The organism is Butyrivibrio sp. NC3005, assembly GCF_000424545.1.
Taxonomy (GTDB): domain Bacteria; phylum Bacillota; class Clostridia; order Lachnospirales; family Lachnospiraceae; genus Butyrivibrio.
Genome location: NZ_AUKC01000068.1, coordinates 1 through 12717, shown reverse-complemented (window position 1 = coordinate 12717; position 12717 = coordinate 1). Strand labels below are relative to the sequence as shown.

Genomic DNA, 12717 nt, shown 5'->3' with positions numbered 1-12717 from the left:
GTGAGAACAAAAGTCAAGCGGCAAACTGGTCCAAGGCGAAGCCTTTTCAAATGGCCAGTTTGCGTAGTTTTTGGAACGTAGTGACAAAAATCTATAGGTTATTATTTTATCTAGAGAATGCAAAAAGAGTCTTTGGGTATTTCTACCCAAAGACTCTTTTTGTGTTCGCAAGACTTATATTTAATTTTTATTTAGTTATCAGTTTCCAACGAATACAAATGTAACATATGCAACGCCATCAGCTGCTCTTGTAATATTCATTCCACCAATGTTGAAAAGGTTGGACTGAGTAGACTGTGGAGCTTTTGTAAACAATGCATCAGCTGTAAGAATTGCAAGTGAGTTGTCATCAAGGATTGCTGCATATTCTTTCTTTACTGAGCATGTTGCAAAACCAACATTCTTATATCTCATTGTTGTGCTCTGGTTCATCTTTCTAAGGCTTGCCTTAAGCTGTGCCTCTGAGGAACCATTCATGAACTGTGCGTTAAGACTTGTGGATACTGTATCAAGCTTAGCATCATAAGCTAAAGTCTTAAGTGCCTTCTTTGCACGAAGAGTATTAAGCTCGTTAATACCATATGACTGATATGTTACTGCCTGTGCAGGAGTAGTAGCTGCCATTCCGCTTACAGCTGCGCCGCCTGCAGCGTTTGCGTTAGGTTTTCTGCCTTCTTTCTGGCCACATGTTACATAATGATTAAGAAGTGCCTGTGCGTTGTTTCCTACTGCTGTAGCTACGTCTGGATATGTCGCTGCATAGTATGCTGGATCAAACTGTGTTGCTGCGGCAGTGTTTACATTTGTATTAGCAACGGAAGTTACTGCTTCACCAGGCTGTGCTGATGCAGATGGTCTTCTGCCTTCCTTCTGTCCGCATGTTACATAGTGATTAAGAAGTGCCTGTGCATTGTTTCCTACTGCTGCAGCTACATCCGGATTAGTTGCTGCATAGTATGCCGGATCAAACTGTGCTGCAAATGCAGTTACACCTGTACCACTAACAATCATAGCCGCTGTTCCAAGTGCTGCCATAGTTTTCATCAACTTACTCTTTAACATATAGTTTCCTCCTGCCCGTAATGGGACTTTATAAATAAATATTTTGTTTTATATTGTTTTTGAAAAAATAAAGAAAATCGTTTAACCCTTACAAGAAAACATTATACATCATCTTTATGTTTTTTTGTCAACTAATTGACCAAAAGACATTTTCATTGGATAAACTGATTATTTTTTCAAATTCCTCTAAAAGCAAAAGTAAACTTTAATTCTCCCTCCGGATGTATGCAAAATTCTGGATGAGTAAATGCACCCCAGGTATTATCGCCGGCTATTCCCATCTGTGCCATAGCTGCTCTTATTACTGTATAGTGAATTTGCGGAAGTTCATATCCATGTGCAGCATTTTCAATTTCATGAACAGTCCATGGAAGAGCAGAAAAGCTCATTCCATTCCAGCTATCACTTGCAAATATAAGTCCTCTTCCAAGCTTATTGGTAACAGCTGCAAATCTTGTCTTTTCATGATTTCCGCTTTCCTGTGGCATAAGATATGGTGCCAGTTGTTTAGCAACATCTTTTCTAAATACTGAAAGCTTTGCTCCCTGCATACGATCTGAGTAAGTTTCATCCTCTCCGTATCCATACCAGGTAAGTGTATCAAAATCTGCATCCATCTTGAAATTTATGCCAAATTCCGGTAAATCTCCCAGCTCTTTTGCCGGATTATAGGTAAGAGTAGTCCTTATGGTTCCATCTCCGAATACATCATATCCAAGGTTACACTTCGCATCAGGCTTAGTGAATAAATCAAAAGTATAGTCAATGTGCACCATGTCTTCTTTTTCTTCGATATTTACTGGAAGTCCGCCCATAAAATGCTCATATTTAGTATATATGTCGTATTTTGGTGCTGCATAAAGACTTGCTGTCTTGTACTGCGAATGACGTATCTGCATACCGTTTCCGCTATCATTCTGGACAGGAGCACGCCAGAAATTAGGTCTAAGTGGCTGCAAAATCATTTCCTCTTGTCCATAACGATAACTTGTAAGCCCCATTCCTCCATTGAATAAAGCTTCAAAGTTCTCACCTTTTACTCCCAGGTTATTTAGACCATTTGTAACTTTCATTGGCTTTTTCTTATACAATGTAATGCCACATTCTCTGGAAAATACATTGTCCGGAACTGCAGTTATTTTCTCACTTCCTACTACAAATGCTTTCTGAGAAAAAGCTACTTCATAGCCAGCCTTTTCATATATTCTATCTTCCTTCAAGAGGAAAGAAGCAGTAATAACATACTCACCTTCTTTTACAAAAAGGTTATTCTTTCTACCTTTTTCAAGAATAGAAATAGGGAAAGTTTTTTCTTCTAAAGGCAAGAGATTTAGTGTTTCTCTTGAAGAAATAATAACCTTTCCATATCGGGATACTTTAGTGCAAAAAACATACTCGTTTGCATTTGTGAAAAGATGTCTGTTCTTTATTGTGATAACAGAATTCTTTTCATCTATTTTTATCACAAATGGCTGGTAATTAAATTTTACGCTTTGCATCTTAGGAGATGCGCTTCTTTTATCATCACCAAATGCTATTCCGTTTCCGCAGAAATCATAATCTGCAGGTCTATCGCCACAATCTCCGCCATAAGCCTGAAACTCCTTGCCATAGCGATCTTTTTTCATGATACTCTGATCAATATAATCCCAAATAAATCCGCCCTGATAGAGCATTTCTTCATCTGCAAGGTCTGTGTATTTGAACATTGCTCCGCAAGAGTTGCCCATTGCATGTGTATATTCACAGCACATAAATGGTTTTTGTCTGTTTTCTTTTAGATAATCCTTTATCTCTGTAACCGGCGGATACATACGTGATTCCATATCAGAAGTATCGTTATAACTTCTGTCATGGCATACCCCTTCGTAATGAACAAGTCTGCTGTTATCTTTAGCATGGAAATATTTAGACAGCTCATAGATTACTTTTCCTCCATGAGACTCATTTCCACATGACCATATGATAATGCTAGGATGATTCTTGTCTCTTTCGAGCATAGAACGACCTCTATCTAGAAGGAGAAGCTGCCAAATATCATTATCGCCTGGCACAACAAAGGATTTGTCTACCTGGCCACGTTCATATACATCCCAGGTTCCATGAGTTTCCATGTTGTTCTCATCTATTACATACAGCCCGAATCTGTCGCAGAGTTTGTACAAAGAAGAACTGTTAGGGTAGTGGCTTGTTCTAATAGCATTAATGTTGTTTTTCTTCATCAAAAGAATATCTGTAAGGATTTCTTCTTCAGAAATAGCCCTGCCTTTTCTGGATGAAAACTCATGACGGTTAACTCCGTTAAAGACGATTCTCTTGCCATTAATCTTCATAAGCTTATCTTTTTCATCAAGCTCAAAGAATCTGAAACCAACATCCTGTTTAATAACAGATAACAGTTTTCCTTCCTTATCACAAATCTCGATTATAAGAGCGTATAGTTCCGGCTTTTCAGCGCTCCATAGTTTTATATTTCCTGCATCAAGACTTGCATTAATGGCAAACAAATCATCACTTTGTCTTTCATAAACTCCTTTTTCCCCTGCAAAAAACTCCTTGTCTGTATCTGAAATATTACTATCTGTCTTATAGTCAGCAGTATAGAATACGCTTTCTGCTATTACCATAGCTTCATCTTCCAAGCATCCGCACGGCGTATTCTCTGTACCTTTTTTCACGAGACTTAATTTTAACGTTTCGCTATCTAGAACTTCTTTATAAAGCCTTACAGTAATGCAGCCTTCGCCGCTTCCTTTAAGGGTAATACCAAGCTTTGCCTCTTCAAAACTGTCTTTTCTCTTTTTTAAAGGCATTACTTTAACATCGTCAACAGTGACCTTTTTTCGAGTAAAAAGAGTTACATCTCTAAATATTCCCGAGAATCTAAAGAAGTCCTGATCTTCCATCCAGCTTCCGGCATTAAATCTAAAAACCTGAACTGCAAGTTTATTCTCACCTTTCATATCAGCGTATTGAGTAAGGTCGAATTCTTTTGCATCGAATGTATCTGAGCTATAACCTACAAAATGTCCGTTAAGCCATAGTGCAAATGCACTTTCTACGCCATCGAATCTGATGAAAAGGCCGTTAGATACAAAATTATGAGGAAGGGTAAAATATTTCACATAATTTCCAACCGGATTCTCTATCGTAGGAATCGCAGGTGGTGTGAGCATTTCATGTCCATCCCATGGATACTGGGTATTTACATACTGAGGTACTCCGTATCCTTCCATCTGAATATGCGCCGGAACTCTGATATCATCCCATTCTTTGCAATCATATTCTTTTGTTTCAAAATTTTCAGGAAGATAGTTAAGATTTTTGGAATAAAAGAATTTCCAAAGTCCGTTTAAGGACATTCTTAGAGAGCTTTCTTCTTCAAAAGCTTCTAGAATATTGGCACATTCTATGTGATCTGAATGTGCCATAATACGATTTTGTGCATAATACTGCGGTTTGTCTAAAAGCAAATAGTCGAATTTTTTTTCCATTTTGTGACCCCCGTTTTGTGTCTTTTGCTTTACTCAAGTTAAAAACCTTCTCGTGATACTTATATTTATTTCTCTAATACGGTTACTTATTTTCCTAATGAAATCAATAACCTATATGATCTAGAAATACGTTAATTCTACCCCAATACTCCTTTGGGTCGTACCAAACGCCATCAATATGTCCAGCCCCTAAAATCATTGCATATTCGTTCTGACCTTTGGATTTTTTATATAATTCTTTACACATAGACGGTTTAATCACAACATCTGCATCACCATGCATAAAGAGAGTAGGAGTGTTACTGTTTTCGATAGCCTTTATAGGCTTTATCTTTGCAAAATCATATCCTGCTCTTAGCTTAACCTCCAGTCTTAACAGCATCATCGCAAGTGGTATAGGAAGGATAGATTTTGTCTTTGTCTTTTTGGTATACACATCAACAAACTGCTGTCTAACATCTGTATAAGCACTGTCCGAAATAGCACCTATAACATTTTCAGGTAAATGCTCACCTGTTGTCATAAGTACTGTTGCTGCCCCCATAGACATTCCATGAAGGAGTATTCTAGCATCCTTATCATGCTTTATAATCCAGTAAATCCACTCTATAATATCGAAACGGTCATCCCCGCCATATCCTATATAATCGCCTTCACTTTGACCAAATCCTCTAAGGTCAGGAAGGAGCATATTGTAACCTTTTTTCTCGTATTCCTTTGCGTAAATACCCATACTTTCTGAATTATCAGACACGCCATGTACCAGTAATACATAATGGTGTTCTTTAGAATTCTCAGATGGGATAAAGGTTGCATGAAGACGTAAGTTGTCAATTGCATCGATATAAATATCCCTGCGATTTGCATGATTTCTAACGTAAAAACGTCCTTTAGTTACTTCTTCAGATGCATCTTTGTCGTCATCACCATGCTGTCTAGGCTGTAGTGCAATTCTGTACAACTCGTTTCCTGCAAATATTCCACCGCAAAAAAGAGCAGAAAGTAAACCAAGTGTAACTACGTTTGCTTTTTTCTTCATCCAATCTCACCTCTATTACTAATAATATGTTTGTTGAAACAAGAATTATTACTTTTTTGCAGCTTTTTTTAGCCCCAAAAGAAGCAACAATCTATTTCTAGTATATCCTTTTCCACACTTTGTTGCATTAAAAAATGCTTTATTTTAATTTTTTTTCATATTTTATGCTTTTATTTATTTCTAAAATAATTTAGAATATACATAGGCTTTGTTTAACGATAAACAAGTTCGCCTAAATTGTCAATCTTTTATTCTATTTCAAGGGGGCTTATATCTTTATGAGTAAGGAAATTAAAAAAACACAGCTTTACTTCGATAGAAATATTGAAGTTGGCGAAGTAGACAAGCGTATATATAGTTCTTTCATTGAACATCTCGGCAGAGCAGTATATGAAGGAATTTATCAGCCTGGAAGCAAGTTCGCAGATGAAGACGGTCTTAGAAAAGATACTTTGGACCTTATCCGCGAAATCGATGTTCCTTGTGTTCGTTATCCTGGCGGTAACTTTGTTTCTGACTTCCATTGGGAGGATAGTGTAGGACCTGTTGATAAACGTCCTCATAGAATCGAGCCTGCATGGGGTGTTATCGAGACTAATGAATTTGGTATGCATGAGTTCATGAACTGGGCAAAAAAAGCTAATACCCAGACAATGTACGCAATAAATCTTGGTACACGCGGTATTGAAGATGCCAAAAACGTTGTAGAGTATGCCAATATAAAGGGTGGTACATATTACAGTGATATGCGTAGAAAAAATGGTGCAGAAGATCCTTTCAATATCAAGCTTTGGTGTCTTGGTAATGAGATGGATGGTCCTTGGCAGATGGGACACAAGACTGCAGAAGAATACGCACGTACTGCAACAGAAGCCGGTAAGCTGATGCGTCTACTTGATCCATCAATTGAACTTGTAGCCTGCGGAAGCTCCAACATGCAGATGCCAACTTTCGGAAAGTGGGAGTCCACTGTACTCGAAGAAGGTTACGATACATTTGATTACCTTTCACTTCATACTTATTATGGCAATCAGGCCAACAATACTCCTGACTTTCTTGCCAGCAGTGTAAATATGGACAACTTCATAAGCGCAGTTATCTCTATCTGTGATTATGTTAAGGCTATAAAGCGCTCCAACAAGAAAATCAACCTTTCTTTTGATGAGTGGAACGTTTGGTACCACAGTAACGAACAGGATAAGAAGCTTGAGAAATGGGTTGAGCATCCTCACCAGCTTGAAGATATCTACAACTTCGAAGATGCCCTTCTTGTTGGAAGCATGCTTATTACACTTCTTCGTCATGCAGACAGAGTTAAGGTTGCATGCCTTGCCCAGCTTGTTAATGTTATTGCTCCTATCATGACCAGCGATACCGGCGCATGGAGACAGACTATTTTCTATCCTTATATGCAGGCAAGCAGATTTGGAAGAGGAGTAGTTCTAAATACAGTTGTAAAATGTGATACTTATGAATCTGTTCATGGTGATGCACCATTTATTGACAGCGTTGTATTAAAGGATGAGGAGAATAAAACTCTTACAATATTTGCTGTTAACAAGGATCTTGAGAATGACTTCGAGCTTTCTGCTGACCTTCGACAGTTTGAAGGATGCAAAGTTGCCGAGCATATTCTTTTAACACATGATGATGTTAAGGCAATTAATACAGAAGAAAATCCTAACAATGTTATCCCTGTAACCTGCAGCAATTCCAAAATTGATGGAGGACATTTAACATCTGTTCTTCCTTCTAAGAGCTGGAATGTAATTCGCCTTACTTACTAATATATTTCGCTAAAATGTATTGGTATAAGAAAAATTAATCCCATAGGAATCTTTCTGTGATATAGCAATAATAAAGCCATCCAAATACTTCGCGCATTCGGATGGCTTTATTATTGTCAAAATTATTTATTTAATTCCAGATATCCTGTCGAGAAATCATTCGAAGGATCTTCATTACATTTAAAGGATATGGTGCACTCAATTTTTGCCTTAGCATTCGTTCCTGCATTTATATTGTCTGATTGGAAAATATATCCTGAGTACAAGAATTCATCATAAAAACCTGTACTGTTATCTTTTCCATCAATCTTTAAATTAGAATCTTTGATTCTGAATATTTTATCAGTTTTATTAACTACATATATTTTGTAATACTGTTCTCCATAGGAATTCGTATCCATATATTTGCTATATATATCAACTTTATCATTAGAAAAAATCTGTTTCTTATCTTTAAAGTCTATTAACTTGGAATCATCCTGATTGGCAGTAGTATTCATTACTATCGGTTTATCTATCTCATCACTTAACTTGTAATCATCTTTATCAGTTATACTGAGCTTATGAATAATAAACTCGGAAACGGTCTGATTTTGAACAAATCTAAAAGGCTCATAGATTTGAACTGTCTTATGTTTGCGATAGGTATCATACATATAAAAACCGCTGTTTTCGCTTGCAACTTTATTAACTGAACTACATTGCATATACAGACTAATATTATAGTTCGAATTATTTTCAACTTTAAATCCGATTTTTACATTTTCGCTGGCATTTTCCGGATTGTAATAGGATTCTTTCTTTTTGGCCTTAGCAATATAAAGACCTGTTACTGTAATCTTGATATTGTTTTTGTTATAGATTACGCTATTACCCTTAAGCTTATAATCTGCCTTTACATAAGTGCAATCATCATCTTCTTTGCTAAGCTTTTCATTACCTCTATATTGTCTTGTTGTTCCTCCATTAGTACCAATCTCATATAAGAATAACAGTACTGCAAAAACAGCTATTAATATTATTCCGTTCTTTTTTACCCTCTTTAAAACCTTTTTCTGTTCTTCTTTAGATTTTTGTTCTCTTTCTTTGAAAATTCTTTCAGCAGCTTTATCTATAAATTCTTTACTTGCCTCATGTCTTAATATCCACTCTTTATCGCCAGCATATGATGCTCCGCAATGCGGACATACGCTATCGACTTTTGTATCAATCTTACAACCGCAATAATCACAGGTAATAACAGGATCTTCATAAGAAAGCTTACTTGCTTCTTCAATTGCCGCCTTTTTTGCTTCCTTTTTGTCAAAAGCAGTTGTTTTTAAAATTAAATACTTTATTATTCCAGAAAAAAATCTAAATATTAAAACCAAAATACCAAGTATTACTAAAAGTGAAGACATCTTTATAAAACCTCTCAAAAATTAAAGTAAATATATGTCTGTACCCTTGATAATGACAAAATAGACAATGCCGCAGTAAGAGCTATTCCTACAAGTTCTTTTTTGGTAAATTCTTTTTTCTCAATAAAAGAGTATGCATTCTTTCTAGTTATAACGAAAAAACTAATTCCAATCAAGAGCAAATATATAATCATATACAAAATATTAGAATACTGCATCGATGTCATTTCGACAGCTTCTCTAACTACATATAACTCTGATATTTTCAGATTCGAAACCGCTCTGAACGTAAAACCTGGCCATGTAAAAAAGAAGAGCTTTTGTATAAGAACAAATGATTCTTCTAAAGTTTTGGCTCTGAAAAAAAGCATACTAAAACAAAAGAATGCAAATGTACATACCTGCCCAAACTTTTTCCCTATCTTAAATGGTCTAACTTTATCCCATATGACTGTAAGTCCTTGCATAACTCCCCATACAATATAGGTCCACGCAGCTCCGTGCCACAATCCTGATAGTGTGAATATTATCATGATGTGAATAAGTGTTCTTGTTTTTCCTTTACGGCTTCCACCAAGAGGGATATACACATATTTTATAAGGAATCTGTTAAGTGTAATATGCCATCTTCTCCACAAATCTTCTGCAGACTCTGCCTGATAGGGGGAGTTAAAATTCTGCGGAAGATTTATTCCCAGCATCCTGGAAATTCCATCTGCCATATCGCAGTATCCTGAAAAATCAAAATAAATCTGAAATGCATAAGTTAATCCTGCCATAATTACACAAAGAGTATCAAGGTAATAGACCTGTGAATAAAGATAATCCACAACTAATCCTAAATAATCCGCCAGCAGAACTTTTTTTCCAAGGCCTATGGAAAAGAGTATCAACCCTCTAAGTACTCTATCTGCATTCCACTTTATCTTTTCCTCATCAAACATTTGATCTAAGATTTCCTTAGGAAATGCTATAGGTCCTTGCATTATCTTGGGAAAATACAATGTATATGCAAAGTAGGAGAGTATATCTATATGTTCTATCTCTTCTTTATATCTGTCTACCAAAAATGCAATCTGCCCAAAGCTATAGAAACTTATTCCAATCGGAATAAACAGCTGCGCGAAATTTATATCAGTCTTAAAGACTGCATTTACATTGTCTACAAAAAAACCTGTGTATTTAAAATAACCAAGAACAAGGAGCTGGAACGCTATTCCTGCAAACAGAATGAGCTTACTCTTTTTTCGTGATAACCAATACGATATTAGATACGTAATTAAACTCGTACTTATAATCGTAATTAAAAACCTTATATCAAAAGAGCCATACATCCACATACTCATTAGAGTTAGAAAAACTAAGGCACTTTTAATATGTACTTTCTGTAATATATTCCACCCTATTAATAATAAAGGCAAAAAGACAAAAATAAATTGATACGAGTTAAACAGCATCCGATTCCCTTTCATTTCTGGCATGTAATTTGTGCTTCAAAAATAGCCTAGTCTATTTTAGAATAATACAATGCAAACGTCAAAGAGAGTGTGATAGAATGAAGTTTGATTAAATAGATAATGCACACTCATGACTTTAGTCATGAGTGTTTCAATAACTCCATACTTGTTTCATATTTCTCTATGGAAAACGCATAGCGCTTCTTAATGTATGAGAACTGTGAAATAAGATTTTTGTTACATATTATAAAAAAACATAAGGAAATATCTTGCTTACTATGAATACCAGAAACACTTCAATTAAAAGTATAAAATTTTTACTATCCATGGTCGCTTTTTTGCTGATTCTATCAATTTCGATTGTATTTATTTTTGATCCTTTTTATCACTACCATAAACCATGGTTTGGTCTTAAGGCTGTTCTTACAGATAAAGAGTATCAGGTTGTAGGTACATTAAGAAACTTTGATTACGATGCTCTTATTGTTGGTTCATCTGTTGCCGAGAACTACGATAACAGCTGGTTTAATGAAGATTTTAACTGCAACTGTATAAAAGCCATTCGTTCCTATGGTCCTACTGCTGATCTTTGCTATCTTTTAGATGTTGCCTTTGAAAGCCATATTCCTAAGCTGGTGTTCTATAACATTGATTCATCATCACTATCAGGCAGCGCTAAAACCACTTATGAATCGACTGGTGCACCTATATATTTATATGACCACAACCCGTTCAATGATGTGAAATACCTCTTGAATAAAGATGTTATTTTTGAAAAAATCCCGTATATGCTCGTCAAGTCCTTGAAAAACGGCTATGATCCAAATCTTTCATATAACTGGGAAGAAGGTAAAATTTTCTCTGAAAGTACTATGATAAGCCATTATGAAAGACCCAAGAAACAGGAATCTTTTTTACCTGAGAATTACTATGAAAAAAATCTTTCTGACAACATTAAACTTTTACAGAATGAAGTTTCTACTCACAAAGATACTGAATTTAAGTTCTTTTTCCCTGTATATTCTATGATTTGGTGGGATGGAATATACAGAAACGGCGAACTTAATGCTGTTTTACATAACGAAAAAGAGTGCATGAAGACACTACTTTCATATGACAACGTTAAAATCTACTTTTTCCAGGATGAAGAAGAGATTGCTTCAAACCTTGACAATTACATGGATCCTATACATTTTTCTTCAGAGATTAATCATTTTATGGAAAAGAAAATGGCTGAAGACTCATGCCGTATTACAAAAGATAATCTTGATAAAAAAATAGACAACTTAAGGAAAATTGTTGAAGAATATGAGACTAACAGGATTAAGGAACTGGAAGAAAAATACTGGAATTAATTTACTGGCAAAACTTTGTAATTTAAAGATGGAGGTTTACTGTGAAAAAATTTATTTCTTGGAACGTTAATGGACTTCGTGCCTGTATTTCAAAGGGAACATTTACTGAATTTATAGAAAAAGAACAGCCTGATGCCATCGGTCTTCAGGAAACTAAGCTTTCTGAAGGTCAGCTTAATCTTGAACTTGATGGTTATCATCAATACTGGAACTATGCTGAGAAAAAAGGTTACTCAGGCACAGCTCTTTTTACGAAACAAGAGCCATTAAATGTAACATACGGAATTGGAATAGAAGAGCATGACCACGAGGGAAGAGTCATAACTGCTGAATTTGATAATTACTTCCTCATTACAGTTTATGTACCAAATTCCAAGCAGGATTTATCAAGACTTGATTACCGTCAAAAATGGGAGGATGATTTCCTATCCTATATTGAAAAGCTTCAGGAACAAAAGCCTGTTATTTTCTGCGGAGATTTGAATGTTGCTCACAAGGAAATTGACTTAAAAAATCCATCTTCCAATCATCATAATGCAGGTTTTACAGACGAAGAACGTAATAAATTCAGTGTACTTATGGAACATGGATTTATTGATTCTTTCAGACATTTCTATCCGGATCTTACTGGTGCTTATTCATGGTGGTCATATCGCTTCCATGCAAGAGAAAAGAATGCAGGGTGGCGTATAGACTACTTTATAACCTCTAACTCTCTAGAAGATAAGCTGCTAGACGCAAAGATTCATTCTGATGTTATGGGCTCTGATCACTGCCCTGTAGAACTTGATATTGAAGTGGAATGAGATTTAGGTTAATCATATTATTAAACATAGTCCGTTTTGCTGTTTGTATATTTCGTCGCAGACACGCTTTCGCTTGATTATAAACGTAATGGTTCATAATGCGCTAAAAAAACAGCGCATAAGAACCAACGTTTATAAACAGTTCTGCTCATGAAATATTACAAGCCAGCAAAACTCATCTATCATATATTAAGAAACAATAACCTATGACTTCTTGCTGAGATTTAGGATAATCATCAGCAAGAATCCTGCTTCGCAGGACAAAATTTGTCTTAACGACAAATTTTGGTCTGGTACGGTTCTTGATTTTCCTGATG

At 35.7% G+C, this 12717-nt stretch carries 8 protein-coding genes; 3 read left to right on the top strand and 5 right to left on the bottom strand.

Annotation, left to right across the window (positions count from 1 at the left end):
* Window positions 1-198: 198 nt before the first annotated feature.
* From G634_RS20515 to G634_RS19400, 3 genes are all read right to left on the bottom strand, one after another.
* Window positions 199-1062: a hypothetical protein gene (locus G634_RS20515; RefSeq protein ID WP_026505829.1), complete on the bottom strand. Its 864-nt coding sequence runs from the start codon at window positions 1060-1062 to the stop codon at window positions 199-201.
* Window positions 1063-1238: 176 nt separating this feature from the next.
* Window positions 1239-4556 (bottom strand): glycoside hydrolase family 2 TIM barrel-domain containing protein, encoded by a 3318-nt coding sequence (locus G634_RS0114150; RefSeq protein WP_035800256.1) that lies wholly within the window; start codon window positions 4554-4556, stop codon window positions 1239-1241.
* 103 nt (window positions 4557-4659) lie between these two features.
* Window positions 4660-5595 (bottom strand): alpha/beta hydrolase, encoded by a 936-nt coding sequence (locus tag G634_RS19400; RefSeq protein ID WP_051234050.1) that lies wholly within the window; start codon window positions 5593-5595, stop codon window positions 4660-4662.
* Between the two features lie 278 nt (window positions 5596-5873).
* Between G634_RS19400 and arfA the strand changes: the two genes are divergently transcribed.
* Window positions 5874-7382 (top strand): arabinosylfuranosidase ArfA, encoded by a 1509-nt coding sequence (gene arfA, locus G634_RS0114140; protein WP_035800254.1) that lies wholly within the window; start codon window positions 5874-5876, stop codon window positions 7380-7382.
* A 122-nt stretch (window positions 7383-7504) separates the two neighbouring features.
* On the opposite strand, the gene G634_RS0114135 is transcribed toward arfA, so the two are convergent.
* Window positions 7505-8782 carry a hypothetical protein gene (locus tag G634_RS0114135; protein ID WP_026505826.1) on the bottom strand — a complete coding sequence of 426 codons (1278 nt, stop codon included), beginning with the start codon at window positions 8780-8782 and terminating at the stop codon, window positions 7505-7507.
* Between the two features lie 14 nt (window positions 8783-8796).
* Complete coding sequence (locus G634_RS0114130) at window positions 8797-10116, bottom strand: MBOAT family O-acyltransferase (protein ID WP_051234049.1); 1320 nt, start codon at window positions 10114-10116, stop codon at window positions 8797-8799.
* A 401-nt stretch (window positions 10117-10517) separates the two neighbouring features.
* Here G634_RS0114130 and G634_RS0114125 point away from each other — a divergent pair, with 401 nt between their 5' ends.
* Window positions 10518-11594: a hypothetical protein gene (locus G634_RS0114125; RefSeq protein ID WP_035800258.1), complete on the top strand. Its 1077-nt coding sequence runs from the start codon at window positions 10518-10520 to the stop codon at window positions 11592-11594.
* A gap of 41 nt (window positions 11595-11635) precedes the next feature.
* The gene (locus G634_RS0114120; protein WP_026505823.1) at window positions 11636-12400 is read left to right on the top strand and encodes an exodeoxyribonuclease III; all 765 of its coding nucleotides are present in this window, start codon (window positions 11636-11638) and stop codon (window positions 12398-12400) included.
* Window positions 12401-12717: the final 317 nt, after the last annotated feature.